This window comes from Streptomyces sp. NPDC127038 (assembly GCF_042725875.1).
Lineage (GTDB): Bacteria > Actinomycetota > Actinomycetes > Streptomycetales > Streptomycetaceae > Streptomyces.
Map to the genome: position 1 here is coordinate 22,578 of NZ_JBHXDQ010000029.1, position 24,753 is coordinate 47,330.

A 24,753-nucleotide genomic window follows, 5' to 3' on the forward strand; every position below is an offset into this window, starting at 1 on the left:
GCGGTGCGCAGGTTATGCACGGTGTGAGAGCGCGGAAACGAAGTTGGATGACATGTCACTCGAACGAGGAGGTACGGCTCGAGGGCACGGCTTTCGCCGGACGTCCCGGGCTGCGATGATCGGGTCATCGATTGTTAACCCGCGTTAACCGGGAGGGTGTCATGGCGGAGCACGAGGCGGACCAGTTGACGGAGCCGGCCGAGCGGAGGTTCGGGGAGTTCGTGGCCGTACGGACGCACGGCCATGTCGCCGAGCTCGTCCTCGACCGGCCCAAGGCCATGAACGCCGTGTCCACGGACATGGCCCGCTCGATCGCCGCCGCCTGCGACGCCCTCGCCGCCGACCGGGACGCACGCGTGGTCGTGCTGACCTCCACCCACGAGCGCGCCTTCTGCGTCGGCGCCGACCTGAAGGAGCGCAACTCCTTCACCGACGCCGAACTGCTGCGCCAGCGGCCCCTCGCGCGCGCCGCGTACACCGGTGTCCTGGAACTGCCGATGCCCACCGTCGCCGCCGTGCACGGCTTCGCGCTGGGCGGCGGGTTCGAGCTGGCGCTGTCCTGCGACCTGATCGTGGCCGACGCCACGGCGGTCGTCGGACTGCCCGAGGTGTCCGTCGGCGTGATCCCCGGAGGCGGCGGCACGCAGTTGCTGCCGCGCCGCGTGGGAGCCGCGCGCGCCGCCGAGCTCATCTTCTCGGCACGCCGTCTGGAGGCCGCGGAGGCGCGGGAGTTGGGCCTGGTGGACGAGCTGGTGGAGGCGGGCCGGGACAGGGTCGAGGCACTCGCCCTCGCCGCCCGGATCGCCGCGAACTCCCCGGTCGGACTGCGGGCCGCCAAGCGCGCCCTGCGGCTCGGCCACGGCCTCGACCTGCGGGCGGGCCTGGAGGTCGAGGACGCGGCCTGGCGGTCCGTCGCCTTCTCCGGCGACCGGGCCGAGGGCGTCGCCGCGTTCAACGAGAAGCGCAGGCCGGAGTGGCCGGGGGAGTGACCCGCGGACCCCGCGACCGTACGCGCGTACCCCTGATCGCCCCACCGATGTCCCAAATGCGGGCAAACCTACCTAGCCTGGGGAGATGGGCGAGGACAGTCGGCTGAGGGCCGTGGTGACGCTGGCGCAGGGGATGGCGGCGGCGCACACCCCACGGGAGTCGTGGCGGGCCGCGGCGCTCGGCGCGTGTCACGCGCTGGCCGGGAGCTTCGCCGCGCTCTCCGTGTGGGAGCGCGAACTCGGCCGGCTGCGGGTGCTGGCCAACGTGGGCGACCGCGCCGCGGACGAGGACGAGTTCCCCGACCAGGAGGCGTACCCGGTGCACCAGTTCCCGGAGATCGCCGAGTTCCTGCACGAGCGCTGGGCGGGCGGCGGCGAGCCCAACGCCTGGGTCGAGACCGCCGACGGCCCGGCGGCCGGTCCCGCCGGGTACTGCCACCAGCGCGTGGCCGCCCTGCGCCGGCGGGGCCGCGGCTGCTGCGTCGTCGCGCCCGTCGTGCTGCACGGACGGGCGTGGGGCGAGCTGTACGTGGCCCGCCCGGCCGGGGTGCCCGTCTTCGGCCGGGAGGACGCCGACTTCGCGACCGTCCTCGCCTCCGTCGTCGCCGCCGGGATCGCCCAGACCGAGCGTCTGGAGGAGGCCAGGCGGCTCGCGTACACCGACGCCCTGACCGGACTCGCCAACCGCCGTGCCGTGGACATACGGCTGGACGAGGCCGTCGAACGGCACCGGGAGGACGGCTCCGTGGTCAGCCTCGTCGTCTGCGACCTGAACGGGCTCAAGCGCGTCAACGACACCCTGGGGCACGCCGTCGGCGACCGGCTCCTCGAACGGTTCGGCTCGGTGCTCTCGCTCTGCGGGGCCATGCTCCCCGGCACCCTCGCGGCGCGGCTGGGCGGAGACGAGTTCTGTCTGCTCGCGGTGGGCCCGCCGGCCGACGACGTGGTCCGTATCGCCGGTGAACTCTGCTGCCGGGCGTCCGAGTTGGAGCTCGGTGAGGGAGTGGCGTGCGGGGTCGCCTCGACCGGGGACCCGATCGGCCCCGTACGGTCCGCGCGCCGGCTGTTCCGGCTGGCGGACGCCGCCCAGTACCGGGCGAAGGCCGTCCGGGCCGCGAAGCCCGTGGTCGCCGGCCGCGAGGGCCCCGACGACCCCGTCGTACGGCTCGCGGACGCGCCCCCGCCGACGGCGGGCGAGCGCCGCAGGTTCCGCGGACGCCACGACAGGCCCCGCACATGAGGGTCCCCGAGCTTCCCGGGGCCTGTGCGGGGCGGCCGTTGTGACGTACGCCGGAGTAAGGGGTCAACCGGCCACCCACTAGTGACATCAAGGAATTCACTGCGTACGCTCCTGAATATGGATATGCACACTGTGGTGGTGGGGACGTCCGGAGTGACCGCGTCCGACGTTCTCGCCGTGGCGCGCGAAGGCGCCCGGATCGAGCTCTCCGACCAGGCGGTGGCGGCCCTCGCCGCGGCCCGCGAGATCGTGGACGCGCTGGCCGCGAAGCCGGAGCCCGTCTACGGCGTCTCCACCGGGTTCGGAGCCCTCGCGTCCCGGCACATCAGCCCGGAACTGCGCGCCCAGCTGCAGCGCAACATCGTCCGCTCGCACGCCGCCGGCATGGGCCCGCGCGTCGAGCGCGAGGTCGTCCGCGCGCTGATGTTCCTGCGGCTCAAGACCGTCTGCTCCGGGCACACCGGTGTACGCCCCGAGGTCGCGCAGACCATGGCGGACGTCCTGAACGCGGGCATCACCCCCGTCGTCCACGAGTACGGCTCGCTCGGCTGCTCCGGCGACCTGGCGCCGCTGTCGCACTGCGCCCTGACCCTGATGGGCGAGGGCGACGCCGAGGGCCCCGACGGTGTCGTGCGCCCCGCGGGCGAACTGCTCGCCGAGGCCGGCATCACCCCCGTCGTGCTGCGCGAGAAGGAGGGCCTCGCCCTCCTCAACGGCACCGACGGCATGCTCGGCATGCTGGTCATGGCCCTCGCCGACCTGGAGACGCTCTACAAGTCGGCCGACGTCACCGCCGCGCTCTCCCTCGAGGCGCTCCTCGGCACCGACAAGGTCCTCGCCCCCGAACTGCACGCCATCCGCCCGCACCCCGGCCAGGGCGCCAGCGCCGCCAACATGCTGGCCGTGCTCAAGGGCTCGGAGCTCACCGGCCACCACCAGGACGACGCCCCGCGCGTCCAGGACGCCTACTCCGTGCGCTGCGCCCCGCAGGTGGCGGGCGCCGGCCGCGACACCCTCGCGCACGCCCGCACCGTCGCCGAGCGCGAGCTCGCCTCCGCCGTCGACAACCCGGTCGTGCTGCCCGACGGCCGCGTCGAGTCGAACGGCAACTTCCACGGCGCCCCCGTCGCCTACGTCCTCGACTTCCTCGCCATCGCCGCCGCCGACCTCGGCTCGATCGCCGAGCGCCGCACCGACCGGCTGCTCGACAAGAACCGCTCGCACGGCCTGCCGCCGTTCCTCGCGGACGACGCCGGCGTCGACTCGGGCCTGATGATCGCCCAGTACACGCAGGCCGCGCTGGTCAGCGAGATGAAGCGGCTCGCCGTACCGGCGTCCGCCGACTCCATCCCCTCCTCCGCCATGCAGGAGGACCACGTCTCCATGGGCTGGTCGGCGGCGCGCAAGCTGCGCACCTCCGTGGAGAACCTGGCCCGGATCGTGGCGATCGAGCTGTACGCCGCCACCCGCGCCATCGAACTGCGCGAGGGCCTGACCCCGGCCCCGGCCTCGCGCGCGGTCATCGACGCGGTCCGCGCCGCCGGTGTCCAGGGCCCCGGCCCGGACCGCTTCCTCGCCCCCGACCTGGCGGCGGCCGACGCGTTCGTGCGCGCGGGCGGCGTCGTGGCCGCGGTGGAGCCGGTGACCGGCCCGCTCGCGTAGCGGAGTGCGTCGCAGGTGGGCCGGGTCTGTGTCCCGGCCCACATGCGACGCCTCGCCTCGCCCTCTGGTATCAGGGTGTGCTACTGTCTCATTGATACGTTTTTGGTACCCATTTACTTTGTGCGCCTGATCGGAATCCTCCGCAGGCGCGTTTTGTTTTACCGGCATCTCCGGCATTACCCGGTGCATCTCCGGATGGGGGCCCAACTACCTGTTCAGGAGAACAACATGGCTACTGGCACCGTGAAGTGGTTCAACTCGGAAAAGGGCTTCGGCTTCATCGAGCAGGACGGCGGCGGCCCGGACGTCTTCGCCCACTACTCGAACATCGCGAGCTCCGGCTTCCGTGAGCTCCTCGAGGGCCAGAAGGTCTCCTTCGAGGTCACGCAGGGCCAGAAGGGCCTGCAGGCGGAGAACATCGTTCCCGCCTAGTTCGAACGCGCTTTTCCAGAGCCGGGTCCCGCGCCTTCGGGTGCGGGACCCGGCTCAGCGCTGTGACAGCTCATGCAGTCGGTGAGCGCTGTGTGTGCAGTCCGTGGGCCCAGGAAGGAAACCAGATCCAGCATGACTCGATCCGAACGTCCCGTCCGTAAGCGGCCGGCGAACGCACGCGCCGACCGCGCCGGCGGCTCCGCGAAGAGCGCGGGCCGGGGAGCCGGCCGCGCCGGCGCCCGCAAGGTCGCGCCTCCGCAGGAGTTCTCCCTGCCCGAGACGATCACACCGGCGCTGCCCGCGGTCGACTCGTTCGACGCGCTGGACATGCCGGCCGCCCTGACGAAGACCCTCGCGGCCCAGGGCGTCACCGAGCCCTTCCCGATCCAGGGCGCCACCCTGCCCAACTCCCTCGCCGGACGCGACGTCCTCGGCCGGGGACGCACCGGCTCCGGCAAGACCCTGGCCTTCGGCCTCGCGCTCCTCGCCCGCACCGCCGGACGCCGTGCCGAGCCGCGCAGCCCCCTGGCGCTCGTCCTGGTCCCCACCCGCGAACTCGCCCAGCAGGTCGACGACGCGCTGACGCCGTACGCCACCGCCGTCAACCTGCGCGTGGCCACCGCCGTCGGCGGGATGTCGATCGGCCGCCAGGCCGGCACGCTGCGCCGCGGTGTCGAGGTGCTTGTCGCCACCCCGGGGCGCCTCAAGGACCTCATCGAGCGCGGCGACTGCGCCCTCGGCCAGGTCGCGATCACCGTGCTGGACGAGGCCGACCAGATGGCCGACATGGGCTTCATGCCCCAGGTCACCGCGCTGCTCAAGCAGGTCGAGCCGGGCGGCCAGCGGCTGCTCTTCTCGGCGACGCTCGACAAGAACATCGACCGGCTGGTCAAGATGTTCCTCACCGACCCCGTGGTGCACTCCGTCGACCCGTCCGCGGGCGCGGTGACGACCATGGAGCACCACGTGCTGCACGTGGCCGACGAGACCGACAAGAAGGCCGTCGCGCTGCGGATCGCCGCCCGTGACGGCCGGGTGATCCTGTTCGTCGACACCAAGCGTGGCGCCGACCGCTTCACCAAGCGGCTGCTCGCCAGCGGTGTCCGCGCCTCCGCGCTGCACGGCGGGCGCAGCCAGCCGCAGCGCAACCGCACGCTCGACCAGTTCAAGAACGGCCAGGTCACCGCGCTCGTGGCCACGAACGTGGCGGCGCGCGGCATTCACATCGACGACCTCGACCTCGTCGTCAACGTCGATCCGCCGACCGACCACAAGGACTACCTGCACCGCGGCGGCCGTACCGCCCGTGCCGGTGAGTCCGGCAGTGTCGTCACCCTCGTGCTGCCCGAGCAGAAGCGGGAGATGACCCGGCTGATGGCGGACGCCGGCATCACGCCGCGCACCGCCCGGGTGAAGTCCAGCGACGAGGAGCTCGCGCGTCTCACCGGCGCCCGCGAGCCCTCCGGTGTCCCGGTCGTCATCGAGGTTCCGCAGCCCGTCGTCGAGCAGCCGAAGGCGCGGTCCAAGACGCGGCGCGCGACCGGTGGCGGGGCCAGGCGCCCGGCGGTCGCCGGCGGCGACACGGCCGGACGCACGGGCACCGGCTCGGACGGCCAGGCACGCCGGCAGCGCGCAGGACGCGCGGGTACCGGCGCCGCGACCGGCGGCACGGCCACCGGGCGTCGTACGGGCACCGGGGGAGCGGCCGCGGGCCGTCGCGGGGAGTCCGGAGCGGGCGCGGGCCGTCGTACGGACGCGGGCGGCTCGGCCACGGGCCGGCGCGGTGAGGCCGGGGGCGGCTCCGGCCGTCGTACGGACGCCGCCGCCGGAGGCTCGGGCGCCGGTCGTTCCGGCGGCCGCGGTCGTGCTCCGCAGCGCGGTGGCCAGAACGGCGCCCAGGGCGGCGGCCGCAGGGCCGCCTGACCGGCACGTCTTCGCCACGGCCCCGTGACCCCCGGCACACGCCGGCGGGCCACGGGGCCGTGGCATACCCACCCCGCGCCCGCCGCGGAGCCTGTCCCGCGGCGCGGGCGCATGGGCCGGCGGCGCGTGAACAGGCCCTCGTGACGCTGGGGTTCAGGCGTCGCCACGGGCCCGGCGAGCGGCCAGAGTCCGCCTCGCGGCACGGGAGCACGGCCCGGCGATGGGTGGACAGGTCCCGTGGCGCGGGAGTTCAGGGTCGCCGCGGGGTCGCGGAGAGCGGCCCGCGCGTGCCTCGGTGCGCGTCTCGGGGCGCGTGAACAGACCCCCCGTGACGCGGGGGTTCAGACGTCGCCCAGGAAGCCCGGGTCCACCCCGTCCAGTTTCAGGGCGAAGTCCCGGTGCAGGGTGAGGAGTTCGGACAGGGGTACCGCGCGGCGGCTGGTCGACATGAGGTCGCGGCGCGCCTCGGCCGACCACAGGAACGGCACCACCGACAGCCCCTGCGTGCCCGTGAGGGCGCCCGACTCGGCCCGCCAGCCCGGCCAGCGCAGCGTGTCGTAGAACTGGTCCGTGCCCTCGTCGAGGAGCCACTGGAGCCATGCCCCGTGGCCCACTTCGAGCGCCTCCCACTTCAAGGAGTCCGGCGCGAAGTAGACGATCTCGCCCGGCCGGCCGGGCCGGCCCACCGCCTCCGGGTCCGGCCCGTTGAGCACGAACACCCCGCCCAGCACGTCGTGTCCGACGACGAGCCCGCCGTCCTGCGGGCGCCAGTACGGGTCGAAGTGCTCGGGGAACCCGTTGACCTCGGCCAGCGAGGGCAGGTCCGTCGTCCCGTCGGGCACGCCCGTCGGGGGCTCCTCGGCCGGGCTGCCGTAGATCCGCAGCCAGCCGCTGTCCAGCACCACGCCACCGCAGTTGAGGACCATCCCGCCCAGCCAGGACCGTGCGGTGACCTGGAGCTGGTGCAGGCTGGCACGGCCCAGGTCGGGGTCCACCGGCGGAACGTCCATGGACACCCCGCTGCCGGCGAGCGCCTTGGACAGCAGCGGCCAGGCCGGTTCCTCTACGTCGGTCAGCTCGCTCAGCTCTCGCATGGCTTCCCTGTGGGTTGTCAGGCGCGCGGTCGGTGCGCTCAGTAGGCCATCATGCGCTCTCGGCGCACGGAATACGTCACGAATCCGGCGCCCAGACCGAGGAAGAGCGTGCCGCCGACGAGATACGGCGTCGTGTCCACCGCACCGGTGTCCGCGAGCCGCGTCCCGTCGTCACCGGACAGCGCGTGCGGCCCGTCGCCACCGGGGAGCGTGCGGCCGCCGTCGTCCGATCCCGTGGACGCCGGTTTCGTCGCGCCGGCGGCCGGGGCGGACGCCGGCGCCGATGCGCTCGGCGTGGGTACGTCCTGGGTCGCGTTGGCGGACGGGACGAACCACAGGGCACCCAGAAGGGTCCCCGCTGCGGTGGCGGTCAGCAACGATCGACGTGCGGCGGACACGAAATATCGATCCCCTTGTGGCGCTTGCGAATTGGCCGTGTGGGCCGATGCTAATGAAAGGCGCGGGTCGCGGGAAAGTCGCGCATGCCACGGGCCGTACGCTCCCTCCCATGACTACCCCTGAGACTTCACGGTTTGTCCGGCTTCGTGTCGAACTCGTGCTGGAGATCGACGATGCCGAGGCCGTGACCCGGGCCGCGCTGAGCCGGATCGGCGACGACGCGGACATGCCGGCCGAGGAAAGGGCCCACGCCGAGGGCGCAGTGACGGAAGACACGGCGGAGGCGCTGGCTTATCTCGTGGACCCGTTCGACCTGGTCAGCGAGGTGCCCGGGGTCGAACTCGCGCAGGCCTCCTGGAGCAGTGAGCCCGTCGACTACGATCCCGATTCGCCGGAATGGGACATCGACGAGGATGATGCCGAGGAGGACGACGAGGAAGACGTGCGCGGCTGACGCGGACCGGGAGACAAGGCCCCGGCCGGTGACCGCCGTCCGGGGTTTTTTCGGCCCCGGCGCCGCACGATCCGCCTCCGCACCCCACCCGCACACCGCTCCGGTCCGCGTGCCGAACGCGGTGGACGTGGCGTGGGCCACACTTCCGGGTGAAGTGGAACGGGGTGAACCGGTTGTGGCGTTGAAGTTCATGGGGCCCGTGCCCCTTTACGGGAATCGGCGACGATGGAGAAGCGTGTGATGACGAACAGTAAGCGGCGCAAGCGTCTGACGACTGCGTCCGTACTGCTCGGCGGGGTGCTGATGCTCTCTGCGTGCAGCGGAGGCGGAGGCAAGACCGACGCCTCGGGCACCGGCGACCCCACGTCGCAGGCCAAGGTCGACGAGGCGGCGGCCAAGAAGACGTCCGAGGCCCAGATCACGATCACGCCCAAGGACGGCTCGGACAACGCCTCGATCAACAACGGCACCGCCGTCACGGTCAGCAAGGGCTCGCTCACCTCGGTCACGATGAAGACCGCGACCGGCACCGCCGTCGCCGGTCAGATATCGGCCGACAAGAAGACCTGGAAGCCCCTGAACCGGCTGGAGCGCGCGACCACTTACAAGATCGCCGCCGAGGCCGCCGACTCCGCGGGCCGCACGGCCCACGAGAACGCGTCCTTCACCACGGTCTCCCCGGCCAACAGCTTCATCGGCAACTTCACGCCCGAGGACGGCTCGACGGTCGGTGTCGGCATGCCGGTCTCGATCAACTTCGACAAGGCGATCACCAACAAGGCCGCCGTGCAGAAGGGGATCACCGTCTCCTCCAGCAGCGGCCAGGAGGTGGTCGGTCACTGGTTCAACGCCAACCGCCTGGACTTCCGTCCGGAGAACTACTGGACCGGCGGTTCCACCGTCACCCTCAAGCTGAACCTCGACGGGGTCCAGGGCGCGAGCGGTGTCTACGGCGTCCAGCAGAAGACGGTCACGTTCAAGATCGGCCGCAACCAGGTCTCCGTCGTCGACGCCAACACGAAGACGATGCAGGTCATGCAGGACGGCAAGGTCGTCAAGACCATCCCGATCTCCGCGGGCGCTCCGGACCACACCACGTACCAGGGCCAGATGGTGATCTCCGAGAAGTTCAAGGAGACCCGGATGGACGGTTCGACGGTCGGCTTCACGAACGACGACGGCAAGGGCGAGTACGACATCAAGGACGTGCCGCACGCGATGCGTCTGTCGAACTCCGGCACCTTCATCCACGGCAACTACTGGGGCGCGAAGTCCATCTTCGGCTCCGTGAACACCAGCCACGGCTGTGTCGGCCTGTCCGACACGAAGGGCGCCAACGACCCCAACACCCCCGCCGCGTGGTTCTTCAGCCACTCGCTGGTCGGTGACGTGGTCGTCGTCAAGAACACCGGCGACAAGACCATCGCCCCGGACAACGGCCTCAACGGCTGGAACCTGGACTGGGCGGCCTGGAAGGCCGGTTCGGCCGTCTGAGACGGCCGGCAGCGGGACAGGAGCGAACACTGATGCGGCGGTGGCCCCGGGCCACCGCCGCATCGGCGTCTCCCACGGGGTTCCGAGCCCGGCCACAGCCTTCTCATGGTTCTCTTATTTCGGCCTTATTCCTTCATCACGCGCCGTAACTAGCTTGCGGCACATGTTCTTCACCTACCTGAGGCGCGAACTGCGCCGCCGCAGAAAGGCGGCCCTCGTCGTCGCCTCCGGGCTCGCCCTGGGCATCGCCCTGGTCATCGTGGTCAGTTCCGTGTCCTCGGGCATGGAGAAGGCCCAGGGCAAGGTCCTCCAGTCGCTGTACGGGCTGGGGACCGACATGACGGTCACCAAGGCCGCCGCGGCGGCCGGCACCAGCGACCGCCCGCGCTTCAACTTCGACGCGAAGGACAGCGGTTCCGGCACGGACCAGAGCAGCGACCGCGTCATGGTCCAGGGCTTCCAGACCCTGGCCTCCTCGACCGTCTCCAAGGTCGACTCCCAGAAGGGCGTGGCGGACTCCGTCGGCGGCCTGAGCCTCACGGTCATCCGTATCAACGGCCAGTTCACCCGCGGCCAGTTCAAGCAGGACCCGGGCAGCGGCGGCGGCAGCCGGCAGCGTGGCGGCGGCGGGGCTCCCCAGGGCCGCGTCGAGGGCGGCGGCGCCAACTTCGACGTCAACAACTACACGGTCTACGGCACCGACGTCACCAAGCCCTCCCTGGGCCCGCTGACCTCGTCGAAGATCACCAGCGGCCGTACGTTCAAGACCTCCGAGACGAACGCCAAGGTCGTCGTCGCGGACAAGTCGTACGCCAAGGAGAAGAAGCTCAAGCTCGGTGGCACCGTCACCATCAAGAGCGTCAAGTACAAGATCATCGGCATCGCGACGCCCGACAGCGGCGACGCGGCGGCCAACCTCTACATCCCGCTCCAGCAGGCGCAGACGCTCAGCAGCTCCAAGAACAAGGTCACGACGATCTACGTCAAGGCCACGGACTCGCAGCAGATCTCCAGCGTCAAGACCACCATCCAGAAGAACATCTCGGGTACGACGGTCACCACCTCGGCGGACCTCGCGAGCACCGTCTCCGGCTCCCTGTCCACCGCCTCCAACCTCGCCTCGAACGTGGGCAAGTGGCTGTCGATCGCGGTGCTCGTGGCCGCGTTCCTGGTCGCGGGCCTGCTCACGTCCTCCGCCGTCTCCCGCCGCGTGCGCGAGTTCGGCACCCTCAAGGCGCTCGGCTGGAAGTCGAGCCGCGTGACCCGCCAGGTGGTCGGCGAGGCCATCGTCAACGGCCTGGTCGGCGGCGTCCTCGGCATCGCCCTCGGCCTCGCCGGCGCCTACGTCGTCACCGAGATCAGCCCCAGCCTCACGGCGCAGCTGGCGAGCGCGGGCCGCGGCGGTCCGGGCGGAGGCGGCGGCTTCGGCGGCGGCGGCTTCGGCGGCCCGGCACGGCAGAGCGCCTCCAAGGCCCTCGACGTCGCGCTCACCGCGCCGGTCAGCGTCAACACGATCGTCCTCGCGGTCGCCCTGGCCGTGGCCGGCGGTCTGATCGCCGGTGCCTTCGGCGGCTGGCGCGCCTCCCGGCTGCGTCCCGCCGACGCCCTGCGCCGCGTCGAATAAGCCCCGCCCCTACGTACTTACGTATCCCAGGAGTAACACCATGTACGAACTCAGAGGCGTCACCAAGCGCTATGTGCGGGGCAAGGAATCGATCAACGCGCTCGCCGGGATCGATCTGACGATCGGCGACGGCGACCGGCTCGTCATCCAGGGCCCCACCGGCGGCGGCAAGTCCACCCTGCTCCAGATGCTCGGCGGGCTCGACCGTCCCACCGCGGGCAGTGTCGAGCTCGACGGCGTCGACATGGCGAAACTGTCCGAGGCCAAGCTCACCCGGGTGCGCAGCGAGAACATCGGCTTCGTGTTCCAGAGCTTCAACCTGATCCCCACGCTCACCGCCCAGGAGAACGTCGAGACCGCGCTCGTACCGCTGCGGGTCAAGGCGAAGGAACGGCGTGAGCGGGCCGCCGCGGCCCTGGAGTCCGTTGGGCTCGCCGAGCGCCTCGGGCACCTGCCCGCCGAGCTCTCGGGCGGTCAGCAGCAGCGCGTGGCGATCGCCCGCGCCCTGGTCAAGCAGCCCAAGGTGCTGCTCGCCGACGAGCCCACCGGCAACCTCGACGAGGGCATGCGCGACGAGATCATGGAGGTGCTCGAAGCCATGTGGAAGGAGCACGGGCTGACCTTCATCATGGTCACCCACGACTCCGCGATCGCGAAGAAGGCCCCGCGCGTCGCGACGATCCGCAAGGGGAAGATCACCGTCAAGGAGAACGCCGGCGCGTAACCGCGGCGCATCACCGTGGCGCGCACCCGCCCCGCGGGAATGAGCCCGCAGCGAAAGGGCCACCGGAAAGAGAGCCTCCGGTGGTCCTTCCGTGTTTGTGTGGGGACATGACCGTCTCGACAGTCGAATACATCAGGTACCGCATTCCCGAGGACCGGTCGGCCGAGTTCCTGGCCGCCTACACCCGTGCCGCCGTCCAGCTCGCCGCGGCCCCGCAGTGCGTCGACTACGAACTCGCGCGCTGCGAGGAGGACTTCGAGCACTTCGTCCTGAGGATCACCTGGACCTCGACCGAGGACCACGTCGAGGGCTTCCGCACCTCCGAGCTCTTCCCCGGCTTCCTCGCCGAGATCCGCCCGTACATCGGCAGCATCGAGGAGATGCGCCACTACAAACCGACCTCGGTCCGCGGCCGGGGCGCCTCCGAGCCCACCCTCTACGCCTGGGCGGGCGGCGCCGAGGCCTTCTCCCGTCTCACCGAGGCGTTCTACGACAAGGTCCTCAAGGACGACCTCCTCGCGCCGCTGTTCGCGGACCTCGCGCCCGAGCACGCCGCCCATGTCGCCCTCTGGCTCGGCGAGGTCTTCGGCGGACCGCACGCGTACTCCGAGACCCAGGGCGGCCACGGCCACATGGTCGCCAAGCACCTGGGCAAGGGCATCACGGAGCCGCAGCGCCGCCGCTGGGTCAACCTGCTCCAGGACGCCGCCGACGACGCGGGACTGCCCACCGACGCCGAGTTCCGCTCCGCCTTCCTCGCGTACGCGGAGTGGGGCACGCGGCTTGCCGTGTACTACTCGGGCCCGGACGCGACACCTCCGGGGGAGCAGCCCGTACCGAAGTGGACCTGGGGAGCGGCACCGCCCTACCGGCCGTAGCCCAGGCATGCCCGGGGTCCCGAGCCGGCCCGCGGTACCCGGGCTCGGGCGGGCGGGCTACCGGGGAGCGGACGAGCCCGCCCGGGTCGCGTCCGTTCCCCACGACGCCAGCAGCCGCAGCGCCTCGGCCGAAGCCGACTCCGGCTCCGCGTGATACGTGACCAGCGCCAGCTCACCGTCACCGATCAGCCGGAACGACTCGAACTGCAACGCGAGATCGCCCACCAGCGGATGCCGCAGCAGCTTCAGCCCGTGGCTCTTCTCCTTCACGTCGTGCGTCGCCCACAGCCGCCGGAAGTCCTCGCTCTTCACCGACAGCTCCCCGACCAGCGCGGCCAGCCGGGGATCGTCCGGATGACAGCCCGCGTCCATGCGCAGCATGCAGACGATGTCGATCGCCTTCTGCTCCCACTCCACGAACAGCTCCCGGTACTCGGGCCGCAGGAAGACCATCCGCGCCCAGTTCCGCTCCTGCGGCGGCAGCTCCGACCAGTCCCCGAACACCGCGGCGGCCATCCGGTTCCAGACGAGCACGTCGGAGCGCCGCCCGGTGATGTACGCGGGGACGTGGTCGAGCGTGTCGAGGAGCTGGCGCAGCGAGCCGCGCACCTGCTGCGGCCGGGCCGTCTGCTTCTTCTTGTGCTGCTTGGGCTTCGCGAGATGCGTGAGGTGGTTGTGCTCGGCGTCCGTCAGCCGCAGCGCCCGCGCGATGGCGTCCAGCACCTCCGCCGACACATTGCGGCCCTGGCCCTGCTCCAGGCGCGTGTAGTAGGCGACGGACACCCCGGCCAGCTGGGCCAGCTCCTCGCGGCGCAGCCCCGGCACCCGGCGGTGCCGCCCGAAGTCGGGCAGCCCGACGTCCTCCGGCTTCAGCCGGGCCCGTCGGCTGCGCAGGAACTCGCTCAGCTCGGCGCGCCGGTCGAGGGAGTGGGCCGCCTCACCGGCGGGGCCCGCGGAGGGCTGTTCATCCATATGTCCAGTATCAACGGTCGTACGACACGGAGCCTGACCCCGCCAGTGGTAGGACCGGCGGACGTACGCAGAACCGTGGTCTGGGTGAAACGCGTGGGACCGGGCAGGCTGGACGCCGTGCCCGGACCGAGTCCGCCGGGCACGGACACCCCCCTCCCGAGGAGAACCCCGGCATGACCACTGTCGTCGCTTACGCCGCACCCGCCGCCAAGGCTCCGCTGGAGCGCACCACGATCGAGCGCCGCGCGGTCAGGGAGCACGACGTCCTGATCGACATCAAGTTCGCCGGCATCTGCCACTCCGACATCCACCAGGCCCGCGAGGGCTGGGGCAAGGCGGCCTTCCCGATGGTGCCGGGCCACGAGATCGCCGGCATCGTCGAGGAGGTCGGCTCCGGCGTCACCAAGTTCAAGGTCGGCGACCGCGTGGGCGTCGGCTGCCTGGTCGACTCCTGCCGTGAGTGCGACAACTGCGTGGCCGGTCTCGAGCAGTACTGCACCGGCGGCGGCGTCGGCACGTACAACTCCGTCGGCAAGGACGGCGAGCCCACCTACGGCGGCTACTCCGAGAAGATCGTCGTCGACGAGAACTACACCCTGCGCATCCCCGACGGCATCTCCCTCGACGTCGCCGCGCCGCTGCTCTGCGCCGGGATCACCACGTACTCCCCGCTCAAGCACTGGAACGCGGGCCCCGGCAAGAAGGTCGCCGTGCTCGGCATGGGCGGTCTCGGCCACATGGGCGTCAAGATCGCGCACGCGCTCGGCGCCGAGGTCACGGTCCTCTCCCAGTCGCTGCGCAAGAAGGACGACGGCCTGAAGCTGGGCGCCGACCACTACCACGCCACCAGCGACCCGGAGACCTTCAAGGCGCTGCGCGGCACCTTCGACCTGATCCTGTCCACCGTCTCCGCGCCGCTGGACCTGGACGCCTATCTGTCCCTGCTGCGCACCGACGGCGCGTTCGTGAACGTGGGCGCGCCCGAGGAGCCGGTCCGGCTCAACCTGTTCTCGGTGATCGGCGGCCGCAAGACCCTCGCGGGCTCCGGCATCGGCGGCATCCGCGAGACCCAGGAGATGCTGGACTTCTGTGCCGAGCACGGCTTCGGCGCCGAGATCGAGCTCATCGAGGCCTCCGAGATCAACGAGGCGTACGAGCGGGTGCTGGCGAGCGACGTCCGCTACCGCTTCGTGATCGACGCGGCCACCCTCTAGCGGCCGGCCCGGCGGTCCCGGCCGCCGGGCAGGACAGGAAGGGGGCCGTCACGGTCGTACGACCGTGACGGCCCCCTTTCACGTCAGCGTCCGACGACCGCGCCCGCGTAGACGTTGTCCGGGGTGACGATCTGCGTGACGGCCCTGGCGACCAGCGTGGACGGTTCCTGGCCCTGGTAGGTGGTGTCGGTGTTGAGCATGACGACCAGGGTGGCCTTCTTCGAGGGCAGGTAGACGGTCACGGTCTCGTAGCCCGGCAGGGAGCCGTTGTGCCCGATCCAGCCGCTGGCGTTGAAGATGCCCAGGCCGTACGACGTGCCGGGGAAGCCGGTCGGCAGCGTCTTCAGGCGCTGGGCCTGGGTGGCGGGGCTGAGCAGCGTGCCGGTGGCGACGACCTTGGCCCAGCGCCGCAGGTCGTGCAGGTTCGAGATCATCGCCCCGGCCGCCCAGGCCCAGCTCGGGTTCCAGTTCGTGGAGTTCGCGACCTCGCCGGTCAGCGTCTGGTCGGTGTACCCCTGCGGGTGCGGCTCCGGGAACTCGTTGCCCTTCGGGAACAGCGTGTGGCGCAGGCCCGCGGGGCGCAGGACGCGCTGGTGGATGACGTCGCGCAGCTTCTGCCCGCCGGCCTTCTCGACGACCAGGCCGAGCAGGACGAGGTTGGTGTTGGAGTACTCGAACTGCGCGCCGGGCGCGAACGTGTTCCGGTGCTTGAAGCCGTACGCGAGCAGCTCCCGCGGGGTGAAGACCCGCTGGGGGTTGCTCAGCAGGTCGTGCACGAAGTCCGGGTCCGAGGTGTACGGGAACAGTCCGCTGCGCATCTCGGCGAGCTGGCGCAGCGTGATGTTCCGGCCGTTCGGGACGCCGTGGACGTAGCGGGAGATCGGGTCGTCCAGCCGGACCCGGTGCCGGTCGACGAGTTCGAGCAGCGCGGTGACGGTGAAGGTCTTGGTCTCGCTGCCGATCCGGACGTAGGAGTCGACGGACATCGGCTTGCGGGTGGTGGTGTCGGCGACGCCGGTCGCGCGGACGTAGTTCCCCCTGCCGGGCATCCAGAGCCCGACCACGACACCGGGGATGTTCGCCTGCCTGCGGACGTCCGCGACGGCCTTGTCCAGCCGTGCGCTCAGCGCGGGGCTCAGGCTGTCGCGCGCGGTGTCGTCCTGGCCGTATCCGCCGGTGCCGGTCGCGCGGGCGCCGCGGGTCGGGGCGTCCGCCGGGCGGAGGGCGGCGGCGGGGGTGGCCGTCATCGGGGCCAGCACGGACGCGGCGAGCAGGGCGGCGGCGAACGGACGGCGGTAGGAGCGGTGTCGCATGGGGGGCGCCTCTTCCGGATCAGGTCCAGGTCACGGGGGACACGGGAACAGACGGCAACACCACCACCCGGGGCGCCGACCGGGGCTCCGGTCCGATCAACGGTCCGGCAAGTCCACTCGATCGGAGCCACGCGGGCGCCGCCCACAACCATGGGGCGCGGTCGTGGGTCTGCTGTATGGCGCGGGAGAACGGGACGGCCAGGGTCCGGGAGCGGGGCGGCTGTGATCCGGGACGGGGCGGCCGTGGTCCGGGGGCGGAAGGGGGCGCGATGAGCGGACGGACGAACCGTCGCGAGAGGCTGCGGGAGGGGGTGCCGAGGGCGAGTCTGTTCCTCGTGATCGCCGGTCTGTTCGCCGTGGGCGCGGTCGTCACCTGGCTCGCGGTGACCCATGTCGCCTACGCCTCGGGCCTGGAGGGCACGTCCGGCCGTCTCAGGGTCGAGGCCTGCACCTGGAGCGGCTACGGGAACCACCGGAGTGTGCACTGCCACGGCGTCTTCCGTTCCGACGACGGGACGACGGTGGATCCGCGGGCCACGATCGCCGACCACCTGTCCGTCGGCCGCACGGTGGACGTGCGGCGGACGGCCTCCGGCGGCTACGAACGAACGGGCGCGGGCGCCGTGTTCGGCTGGCTGGCGGTCTCCCTGCTCGGCCTGGCGGTACTGGTCCTGGGAGCCACGGCCGTGAACGCCGTGACCGGGGCCCGCGTCAGACCCCGGCGGCTGCTGATCCCGCTCGCCGCGCTCCTCGCGGCGACCCTGGCCAGCGCCCTGATCGGCGGGGTGGCGGGGATCGCGTTCGGAGGCTGAGGGGCGCCGCGGGGCGGGACGCGTCCCGGTGCGGCGCCCGGACGCGGCTGCCGGTCGGTGCCGCGGGCCGCCGCGAACTGTCCGGACACCCGGGATGAGCTCGTCCGGCGCCTCGCGTGACCAATTCGTCGGCGGCGTACCGCAGTTGGCCCGATGCGGGGTTCCGGGGGCTCCGCACCGTCGCGTAATGGCTTGACCAAGGTTCTCCGAAGGCCGGCCTTCTCTCTTGTTAGGTAAGCCTTCCCTGTCTTAACTTCTGGGCGTCCCCGAACGTCAGACCGGAGAATCCATGTCCAGCGCCAACGTCGTCCTGCTCGGAGCCATAGCGGGCTTCACCATCTATCTCGGCCTCCCCATCGGCCGCCTGCGTACGCCGACACCCCGCCTCAAGGCGGGCCTGAACGCCGTCGCGATCGGCATCCTGGTCTTCCTCGTGTGGGACGTCCTGACGCACGCCTGGGAGCCGGTCGACGGGGCGCTCGCCGACCACGACTGGGGCTCGGTCGCCTCCGGAGGCGGCACCCTGGCGGCAGGGCTGACCCTCGGGCTGGCCGGGCTCGTGCACTACGACGGCTGGATGGCCCGCCGCCGGGCCGCCGCCGCGCGCCCCGCGGGACCCGGCGCCGCCGCCACCACCGAGCTGGCCCCGGCGACCCGCAGCCAGGCGGGCTCGCTCGCGCTGATGATCGCCACCGGTATCGGCCTGCACAACTTCGCCGAGGGCCTGGCCATCGGCAACTCCGCCGCCAAGGGTGAACTCTCGCTCGCCGTCCTGCTGATCATCGGGTTCGGCCTGCACAACGCCACCGAGGGCTTCGGCATCGTCGCCCCGCTCGCCGCCGAGGGCGAGCGCCCGTCCTGGCTCACGCTGCTCTGGCTCGGCCTGATCGGCGGCGGCCCCACCTTCCTCGGCACGGTCGTCGGCCAGCACCTCGTCGACGACACCCTCTCGATCGCCTTCCTCGGCCTCGCCGCCGGCTCGATCCTCTACGTGGTGATCGAACTCCTGGCCGTCGCCCGCAGGACCGGCCTCAAGACCCTCACCACCTGGTGCATCCTGACGGGCCTGCTCCTGGGCTTCGCCACGGACGCCGTCGTCACGGCGGCGGGCGCCTGAACGACGACCACGGAGGCGCCGAGGGGGGTCTCACGGCGGCCGGCTGCCGGACCATGGACCGGTCGGACACGCCGGCCCGGCCTCGGAGCGCCACGCGGGTGCGGTTGCTACAGGGCGTCGAACGGGGGAACGATGCGGAAGACGATGATGAGCGGATCGCGCAGGGCCACGAGGAAGTAGAACCAACCGCCGGCCGCGTCCATCCGACGTAGACCGCCCGGTCTTGGGCCATTGCCGAGATCGGAGACGTCGATTCCCGTACTGGCGAGTTCGACGAGTTGGCCGGCCAGGCGTTCGACTTCCGCGACGACGTGGGCCGGGAGGCCGCCCGCCACGTGATCGTGATCAGGGTCGTACTCCCAGTTGCCAGTCCGAGCTCACCGGGTCGGGAGACCGACGGCGGCGTGAGCTTCGTCGAGAAGCCGTCCGATCTCGGCGGCCGCCTGTCGTGCCTGCGTGGCGTCGCCCGCTTCGGCGGTGTCCTCCCAGCGGCGGAGATCCGCGGCCAGGCCGGGTTGGCGTTGGATGTGGACGTAGACGGCCCACTGGGTGACGAATCGCCGGAGGGGGGCGAGATCAGAGCCCTGCCGGGACTGGTCGGCCGCCTGGTCCAGCTCGCGTGTGAAGGCGGGGAGGGCGGCAGGCGCGATCTGGCTCACGGCCTGTCGTAGCGCGGCGACCGTTGCGGGCGGCTGAGGGATGAGTGGCTGCTCAGCGGCAGGGGTGGTCATGGCTGCTCCCATGGGCGCGATTCTGTCCCGCGCCTCAGCCTATCGGGCACGAGCGCCTTCCCTCCGCTCGAACGAGTGACGGAGAAGCGATTCAGCTGTTTCGGGGCGAGCTCCCTCCCCCCAGCCCTGAAGGTGGGCGATGAGGTCGTCCTGGCCGCGCAGCCCCGTGAGGCCTCGTCCGAGAGGCAGAGTCGCAGGGACGGGTGCGGCAAGGGCCTTGAGCCGCAGGTCTCGCTCGGGCAGGTCGAACGGAGTGGCCAATCTGTAGGGTGGGGCCCGCAAGCAGAGCGCGCCGCAGCAAGGCCGACCCGGTCCAGGCCTCCGCCCACGCGTTCTCGCCAAGCGCGCCGAAACCCTTGGTGACCACGCCACGAGCGACACCCCGCCCGACCCCGACGACCTGCTCGCCCTCCTGATCGCCGCGATCGATCCCGCCGAGGCCCGCGTCGGCGTGCAGGCCTGGGGCGGGCGACCACCAGCCTCGCCGTCCGCGCCATCGTCGTCGACACGATCGACCGGCTGCGCGCCATGGTGCACGACCGCGTCATGGCCTACATGGTCGAGGTCGAGTACCTCGACCCGCCCGAGGCCCGGGAGCGGGTCACCCCGATCGCCGACCAGGTGATGGCGTTCCACTTGGCCGAACTGCTGCGCACCGCCCTGCGATCGCCGATCGAGGAGACGACGTCATGACCACCACCACCGCTTCGTTGGCGGACCGCACGGTCTCCCGGATCGGCTACGGCGCCATGCAGCTCCAGCGTCTGCACGACCGCCGCGGTGAGGCCGTCGCGCTGCTGCGCCGCGCGGTCGAGCTGGGCGTCGACCACGTGGACACCGCCGAGTTCTACGGCTTCGGTTTCGCCAACGACGTGATCCGCGAGGCACTGCGCCCCGAGGACGGCGTCCTGGTCGTCACGAAGGTCGGTGCCGATCCCGACCCGGGCGGGCCGCTGCCGCTGCGGCTGGCGCAGCGTCCCGAGCAGCTGCGCGCCAGTGTCGAGGACAACCTGCGAAGCCTCGGCACCGACCGGCTCCCGGTGGTCAACCTCCGCCGTCTCGACTCAGGCCCCGGCCTGCGCGCCGACGGCGATCAGATCGTCGGCCTCGACGACCAGCTCGCGGTGATGACCGCCCTGCGCGACGAGGGGAAGATCGGCGCGATCGGCCTGAGCGGCGTCCCCCTCGACGGCCTGCGCCGCGCCCTGCCCGCGGGCATCGTCTGCGTGCAGAACGCTTACAGCCTCGTCTCCCGCGCCGACGAGGACATGCTCCGGCTGTGCGCGGCCGAGGGCATCGCCTGGGTGCCGTTCTTCCCGCTCGGCGGGGCCTTCCCGGGCCTGCCCAAGGTGACCGGCGACCCGGCGGTGCGGGCCGTGGCCGCTTCCCTGGGCGTCACGCCCTCACAGATCGGCCTCGCCTGGCTGCTGCACCACGCCCCGAACGTGCTGCTCATCCCCGGCACCGCCGACGCCGCCCACCTGGAGGCCAACATGACGGCCGGTGGGATCACCCTCGACGCCGCGGCCCTCGCCACCCTCGACGCCGTCGACCCCCGCTCCGGCGAAGCCCCCGCCGGCTGACCGGAACCCGGGCCGTGGCCGTCCACGGGGCGTGACCACCGATCAGGGACGCGGCTGGGCCAGGAGTTCCGCACCGGCGGGATGCTCCCGGTCCCGGGGGAGCAGCCGGGTGGCCGATTCCCGTTCACGGTCCGCTCGGGGTGCAGTCCCCTCACGCCCATGGCATCCCTGACGTCCCTGGCGGGCGCGATGGGCGGGAGAGCCCCCGGCTCCGCTGTCGCCGGAATGGAACCCGATGTGGCCCATCGGCGAAGGGCACGTGAAACTCGCACGAACCCAGGCCTTCAAGGCGTTCGAACGAACGAAAGGAGCTCCGATGCCCGTTGAGACCTCGGGCGTCCGCACCTGCGAGGAGGATCGCGAGGACAGCGACGCCCGTGTGATCGCGCGGTCCCGGGACGAGCCCGAACAGTTCGCCGCGCTCTTCGACCGGTACGCCGACGTCGTGCACCGCTACGTGGCCAGGCGGATCGGTCCCGAGACGGCGGAGGATCTGATGGCGGAGACGTTCACGACCGCCTTCCAGCGGCGCCATACCTACGACCTCAGCCGTGCTGATGCCCGCCCCTGGCTGTTCGGCATCGCGACCAACCTCATCAGCCGGCACCGCAGGGCCGAAGCACGCCGTTTCAAGGCGCTCGCGAAGGTTCCGGCGCCTGTGCACGAGGAGCCGGTCGCGGACCGCGCGGTCGCCGCGGTCGGCGCCGCGGCAGTGCACCGGGAACTGGCGGCGGCGCTGGCCAAGCTGTCCGCCCGGCACCGGGACGTCGTGCTGCTGGTGGCCTGGGGCGACCTCAACTACCAGGAAGCGGGCCAAGCCCTCGGGGTGCCGATCGGCACCGTCAGATCCCGGCTGAACCGGGCTCGCGGCAGCTTGCGCCAAGCACTGGGCGGTTCCGATCCGACAGCTTTCCGAGAGGCAGACACCCATGCGTGACATCGAAGAACTGCGAGAACTGAGGGAATACGACGCGGGGACTCCGCCGCTCGATGACGCCACCCGGGGACGGGTGCGCGCACGACTGCTCTCCACGATCAACGCGGGAAACGGACCCGCCCCGGCGGTACGCCACCGCCGCCCCGTCCTGCGCGTCGCCCTGACCGGCGCGGTCGCGGTCGCGGTCGTCGGCGGTGTGCTGGTCACCGGACAGCGCGACGACAGCGGTGACGGGAAGACGGCGGCACCGCCGACGGCCAGTTCCCCGGTCATGCAGAACCTGAGCGTGCGGATCGTGCTCAACGGCGCGGCCACCTACGCTCGCCGGCACGAGCAGGCGGCCAGTCTTGCGGCCAGCCCGAGAGACGACCAGTTCATCTACACCAAGGAGATCATCAGGGAGATCGACGAGAAGACCGGCGCCACCAAGACCTACACCGACGAGGACTGGAGGTCGGTGGACAACTCGAAGCCTTCCTGGATCATGGAGATCGGCAAGGGCTGGTGGTCTCAGCCGCCGCAGAAGAACGAGACCGTGTGGCCGCCGCAGGACTGGGGGACGCTGAAGAAGCTTCCGACCGACCCCAGGAAACTGATTCTCGAGCTCGCGCACAGAAGGCCCAGCGGCAAGGACGACTCGCTCAGCGGGATCTCCGACGCGACGTGGTCGCTGGTCCAGTTCAAGCTCGCCGGGCTGCTCAAGCTGGTCCCGGTGATGCCCGAGGGGCTGCGCCCGGCAGCGTACGAGGCGCTCGGCATGATCCCCGGGGTGAAGGCGGTGCCGAACCAGAAGGACGCGAAGGGCCGTACCGGCGTGGCCGTCACCTATGACGATCCGACGCTTCCGGACGGGGCGAGGTCCTTCGGCGGCTACTTCATCTTCGACCCGAAGACCTACGCGTTCCTCGGCTTCCGTGACGCGCGCGCCGTGGTCAGGAACAAGCACAGGGTCGAGCTCACCCAGCTCTCCTACCTCGACAGCTGGGCCGTCGTCGACAAGGCCAAGCAGCGGCCGTAGCCGGAAGGCACCCCCGGAGGTACCGCCGCGACGGACGAAAATCGATGGTCGTACGAGCCGGCCGGGTCCACGCTGGAGGTCATGGAAGAACCGCTCCGCAGGATCCGCGCGCTCCACACGGCGTCCACGGTCACCGTCTATCAGGCGTACCGCCCCGAGATCGGCGGACCCGCCGCCCGCCGCGGCCGCTTTCCCGCCGCGTGGAAGCCCGACCGCATGACGTGGATCAAGCCCAGTTTCCTGTGGATGATGTACCGCTGCGGCTGGGGGACGAAGGAGGGCCAGGAGACCGTCCTCGCCGTCGAGATCAGCCGCGACGGCTTCGACTGGGCGCTGCGCAACGCGTGCCTCTCGCACTACGTCCGCGGACTGCATCCCGACCGCAGCGCCTGGCAGCGCGACCTCAAGCGCGCACCGGCCCGCGTCCAGTGGGATCCCGAACGCGATCTGCACCTGCGTCCCCTGCCCCACCGCTCGCTCCAACTGGGGCTCTCCGGTGAGGCGTCGGCGCGTTACGCGAACGAGTGGATCGTGTCCATCGACGATGTGACCCCGCTCGCCCACGAGATCCACGCACTCGTCAGGGACCGCGAACTGGACGCAGCCGCCCGACTGCTCCCCCAGGAGCGGGGATACCCCGCAGGCGAGGAGCTACTGGCCCATCTGCGTCCCTGACCGGCGGTCCGGCACGACCGACGGCATCACCGGGGAGCCCCCGTTGTCGCGTCGCCGGACGATCCGGCTGGTTTCCGCCGAGCTCTTCGGGATGCGCGGCTAATGGACCGCCTTACCTCGCGCCCGCCTCCCCGAAGGGGATATGGGTGATATCTGCCGTAAGCCCTTTTTTTAGTTCCTCCGTGCTGCCCGGCGCACCGAAATCCGACCGCCGGTTGATCCCGACACCACGACGGGGGCCACCTCCTGGCGGATGCGTGTTCCCGGCCGAACGGCACCCGCTTCCGTATTCTCCCGGACGGGTCGCGGGAGGCCATTTACCCAACGATTACTGGGCAGTTGACCTCGGGGTTTCGTGGTAGCGTCCTGGTTCGCAGGGATGGTGCAACCTGAAAGGGAAATCGTGAACACGGAGAAGATTGCCGCTCGCCGCCTCTCGCTCGAAGAGGTGACGAAGCTCGGCGTTAGGGACAGGCTCTTCATTTCCGCCGACACGGCAGAACTCAAACTTCCCGGCTGCTATGTCCCTGCTTTTCTGACCAGGTCCGGTGAGGATTTCGAGGGCGGCTCGATCACGGCGAGGACCGTATTCCAGGAAGAGGTCTCCTGCCTTCCCGACGACGAGAATGAACCCGGAATCTACGTGGCCGACGAGAACGGCTCGGGAACCATCGAGGTCCTCCAGTCCGCCGGTGTCGTGCTGGACCTGGCACTCTTCGTCCCCGGTGGGGACAAGGGGGCCCTCACGGCCCTTTACGCCGCGGCCCGGCAGGCGTTCGGCGCCGACGTCGTGCAGATCTGGCGCCAGGCCCTCAAGGAGGTTCCTGACGTGAAGGTCGACATCTTCGAGGAGCAGATCCCCCGGGGGCGCAAGGGCGGCGACAGCCCCAAGCGTGACCGCCGCGCGATCGACACCTACCCCACCCGCGCGGACTTCATCGAGTTCTCCGCCGGCTGGAAGCCGATCGTCGAGGTCCACAAGCCGGTCGTCGACGACACCCCGACCATCTGACGCGGCGGCACCTCGCGTTCTCGGCCCGTCCGGGCCGCGAGCCGCCGTACGGATCACCCGGGGCGGCCCTTCAGGTGACTGCCGGACGCCGCACGAGCCGTGCGGCCGTCCCAGGGGTACGACGTCTCAGCGGAGAACGAACCCGGAACGCCCTGAGGAGCCTGGTGATGTACGCAGCAGTCCGGCGGTACGAAGGCGTGACCGATGCGGCCGAGGCGGCACGTCTCGTGAACGAGGGGTTCGTGGCACTCATGCGCCAGGTCCCCGGCTTCGTCGCCTACTACTGGATCGATGCCGGGGACGGCGTGATGGTCTCGACCAGCGTCTTCCAGGACCGGGCCGGTGCCGAGGAATCGATCACCAGGGCCGCGGACTTCGTACGGGACAACCTCGCGTCACTGCTCCCCCACCCTCCCCAGGTCACGTCCGGCGAGGTGGTGGCCTCCGCCTGACGGA

Annotated in this window: 26 protein-coding genes; 20 read left to right on the top strand and 6 right to left on the bottom strand. The window is 71.2% G+C overall.

Annotated elements, in window-relative coordinates:
• Positions 1-161 precede the first annotated feature (161 nt).
• From ACFWI4_RS20930 to ACFWI4_RS20950, 5 genes are all read left to right on the top strand, one after another.
• The gene (locus tag ACFWI4_RS20930) at positions 162-989 is read left to right on the top strand and encodes an enoyl-CoA hydratase/isomerase family protein (protein WP_387198286.1); all 828 of its coding nucleotides are present in this window, start codon (positions 162-164) and stop codon (positions 987-989) included.
• An 85-nt stretch (positions 990-1,074) separates the two neighbouring features.
• Entirely contained in the window at positions 1,075-2,229 is a 1,155-nt protein-coding gene (locus ACFWI4_RS20935; RefSeq protein WP_387198289.1) for a diguanylate cyclase domain-containing protein, read from the top strand.
• A gap of 123 nt (positions 2,230-2,352) precedes the next feature.
• Positions 2,353-3,891 (top strand): histidine ammonia-lyase, encoded by a 1,539-nt coding sequence (gene hutH, locus ACFWI4_RS20940; RefSeq protein WP_385402274.1) that lies wholly within the window; start codon positions 2,353-2,355, stop codon positions 3,889-3,891.
• Positions 3,892-4,119: 228 nt separating this feature from the next.
• Positions 4,120-4,323, top strand: a complete 204-nt coding sequence (locus ACFWI4_RS20945) for a cold-shock protein (protein ID WP_030362889.1) — start codon at positions 4,120-4,122, stop codon at positions 4,321-4,323.
• Between the two features lie 132 nt (positions 4,324-4,455).
• The gene (locus tag ACFWI4_RS20950) at positions 4,456-6,246 is read left to right on the top strand and encodes a DEAD/DEAH box helicase (RefSeq protein WP_387198292.1); all 1,791 of its coding nucleotides are present in this window, start codon (positions 4,456-4,458) and stop codon (positions 6,244-6,246) included.
• 341 nt (positions 6,247-6,587) lie between these two features.
• Here the strand turns inward: ACFWI4_RS20950 and ACFWI4_RS20955 are convergent, their stop codons facing one another.
• Together ACFWI4_RS20955 and ACFWI4_RS20960 are read right to left on the bottom strand one after the other, a co-directional pair.
• On the bottom strand, positions 6,588-7,340 hold the full coding sequence (locus tag ACFWI4_RS20955) for a DUF2625 family protein (RefSeq protein ID WP_385402179.1): 753 nt from the start codon (positions 7,338-7,340) through the stop codon (positions 6,588-6,590).
• Between the two features lie 38 nt (positions 7,341-7,378).
• Positions 7,379-7,738 (bottom strand): hypothetical protein, encoded by a 360-nt coding sequence (locus tag ACFWI4_RS20960; protein ID WP_387198296.1) that lies wholly within the window; start codon positions 7,736-7,738, stop codon positions 7,379-7,381.
• A 110-nt stretch (positions 7,739-7,848) separates the two neighbouring features.
• Between ACFWI4_RS20960 and ACFWI4_RS20965 the strand changes: the two genes are divergently transcribed.
• The 5 genes from ACFWI4_RS20965 (at position 7,849) to ACFWI4_RS20985 (ending at position 12,913) form a co-directional block, all read left to right on the top strand.
• Positions 7,849-8,193: a hypothetical protein gene (locus ACFWI4_RS20965; RefSeq protein ID WP_385402184.1), complete on the top strand. Its 345-nt coding sequence runs from the start codon at positions 7,849-7,851 to the stop codon at positions 8,191-8,193.
• A gap of 225 nt (positions 8,194-8,418) precedes the next feature.
• On the top strand, positions 8,419-9,687 hold the full coding sequence (locus ACFWI4_RS20970) for an Ig-like domain-containing protein (protein WP_385402187.1): 1,269 nt from the start codon (positions 8,419-8,421) through the stop codon (positions 9,685-9,687).
• A 163-nt stretch (positions 9,688-9,850) separates the two neighbouring features.
• Positions 9,851-11,311, top strand: a complete 1,461-nt coding sequence (locus ACFWI4_RS20975) for an ABC transporter permease (RefSeq protein ID WP_387198301.1) — start codon at positions 9,851-9,853, stop codon at positions 11,309-11,311.
• Between the two features lie 40 nt (positions 11,312-11,351).
• Entirely contained in the window at positions 11,352-12,035 is a 684-nt protein-coding gene (locus ACFWI4_RS20980; RefSeq protein WP_387198304.1) for an ABC transporter ATP-binding protein, read from the top strand.
• 107 nt (positions 12,036-12,142) lie between these two features.
• The gene (locus tag ACFWI4_RS20985; RefSeq protein WP_387198307.1) at positions 12,143-12,913 is read left to right on the top strand and encodes a group II truncated hemoglobin; all 771 of its coding nucleotides are present in this window, start codon (positions 12,143-12,145) and stop codon (positions 12,911-12,913) included.
• A 57-nt stretch (positions 12,914-12,970) separates the two neighbouring features.
• Here ACFWI4_RS20985 and ACFWI4_RS20990 read toward each other — a convergent pair whose 3' ends face one another.
• Positions 12,971-13,885, bottom strand: a complete 915-nt coding sequence (locus ACFWI4_RS20990) for a helix-turn-helix domain-containing protein (RefSeq protein ID WP_387198310.1) — start codon at positions 13,883-13,885, stop codon at positions 12,971-12,973.
• 173 nt (positions 13,886-14,058) lie between these two features.
• Between ACFWI4_RS20990 and ACFWI4_RS20995 the strand changes: the two genes are divergently transcribed.
• A complete protein-coding gene (locus tag ACFWI4_RS20995) occupies positions 14,059-15,099 on the top strand; it encodes an NAD(P)-dependent alcohol dehydrogenase (protein ID WP_385402199.1) in 1,041 nt (346 codons plus the stop codon).
• A gap of 83 nt (positions 15,100-15,182) precedes the next feature.
• On the opposite strand, the gene ACFWI4_RS21000 is transcribed toward ACFWI4_RS20995, so the two are convergent.
• Complete coding sequence (locus ACFWI4_RS21000; protein WP_387198313.1) at positions 15,183-16,412, bottom strand: serine hydrolase domain-containing protein; 1,230 nt, start codon at positions 16,410-16,412, stop codon at positions 15,183-15,185.
• A 269-nt stretch (positions 16,413-16,681) separates the two neighbouring features.
• Here ACFWI4_RS21000 and ACFWI4_RS21005 point away from each other — a divergent pair, with 269 nt between their 5' ends.
• Positions 16,682-17,224, top strand: coding sequence for a hypothetical protein (locus tag ACFWI4_RS21005; RefSeq protein ID WP_387198316.1), 543 nt, complete (start codon positions 16,682-16,684; stop codon positions 17,222-17,224).
• A gap of 289 nt (positions 17,225-17,513) precedes the next feature.
• Entirely contained in the window at positions 17,514-18,341 is an 828-nt protein-coding gene (locus ACFWI4_RS21010; RefSeq protein ID WP_387198319.1) for a ZIP family metal transporter, read from the top strand.
• Between the two features lie 107 nt (positions 18,342-18,448).
• Here ACFWI4_RS21010 and ACFWI4_RS21015 read toward each other — a convergent pair whose 3' ends face one another.
• Positions 18,449-18,676: a hypothetical protein gene (locus ACFWI4_RS21015; protein ID WP_387198322.1), complete on the bottom strand. Its 228-nt coding sequence runs from the start codon at positions 18,674-18,676 to the stop codon at positions 18,449-18,451.
• A 42-nt stretch (positions 18,677-18,718) separates the two neighbouring features.
• Positions 18,719-19,072, bottom strand: a complete 354-nt coding sequence (locus tag ACFWI4_RS21020; RefSeq protein ID WP_387198420.1) for a DUF6247 family protein — start codon at positions 19,070-19,072, stop codon at positions 18,719-18,721.
• 528 nt (positions 19,073-19,600) lie between these two features.
• Here ACFWI4_RS21020 and ACFWI4_RS21025 point away from each other — a divergent pair.
• The 7 genes from ACFWI4_RS21025 (at position 19,601) to ACFWI4_RS21055 (ending at position 24,749) form a co-directional block, all read left to right on the top strand.
• Positions 19,601-19,765 (top strand): hypothetical protein, encoded by a 165-nt coding sequence (locus ACFWI4_RS21025; RefSeq protein ID WP_387198324.1) that lies wholly within the window; start codon positions 19,601-19,603, stop codon positions 19,763-19,765.
• A complete protein-coding gene (locus ACFWI4_RS21030) occupies positions 19,762-20,655 on the top strand; it encodes an aldo/keto reductase (protein WP_387198327.1) in 894 nt (297 codons plus the stop codon). The genes ACFWI4_RS21025 and ACFWI4_RS21030 overlap by 4 nt, the downstream gene beginning before the upstream one ends.
• A 316-nt stretch (positions 20,656-20,971) precedes the next feature.
• Entirely contained in the window at positions 20,972-21,592 is a 621-nt protein-coding gene (locus ACFWI4_RS21035; protein ID WP_387198330.1) for an RNA polymerase sigma factor, read from the top strand.
• Positions 21,585-22,610 carry a CU044_5270 family protein gene (locus ACFWI4_RS21040; RefSeq protein ID WP_387198333.1) on the top strand — a complete coding sequence of 342 codons (1,026 nt, stop codon included), beginning with the start codon at positions 21,585-21,587 and terminating at the stop codon, positions 22,608-22,610. The genes ACFWI4_RS21035 and ACFWI4_RS21040 overlap by 8 nt, the downstream gene beginning before the upstream one ends.
• Before the next feature lie 81 nt (positions 22,611-22,691).
• On the top strand, positions 22,692-23,285 hold the full coding sequence (locus ACFWI4_RS21045) for a DUF4291 domain-containing protein (protein WP_387198336.1): 594 nt from the start codon (positions 22,692-22,694) through the stop codon (positions 23,283-23,285).
• 403 nt (positions 23,286-23,688) lie between these two features.
• On the top strand, positions 23,689-24,297 hold the full coding sequence (locus tag ACFWI4_RS21050; RefSeq protein WP_387198339.1) for a hypothetical protein: 609 nt from the start codon (positions 23,689-23,691) through the stop codon (positions 24,295-24,297).
• 167 nt (positions 24,298-24,464) lie between these two features.
• A complete protein-coding gene (locus tag ACFWI4_RS21055; protein ID WP_387198341.1) occupies positions 24,465-24,749 on the top strand; it encodes a hypothetical protein in 285 nt (94 codons plus the stop codon).
• Positions 24,750-24,753 lie beyond the last annotated feature (4 nt).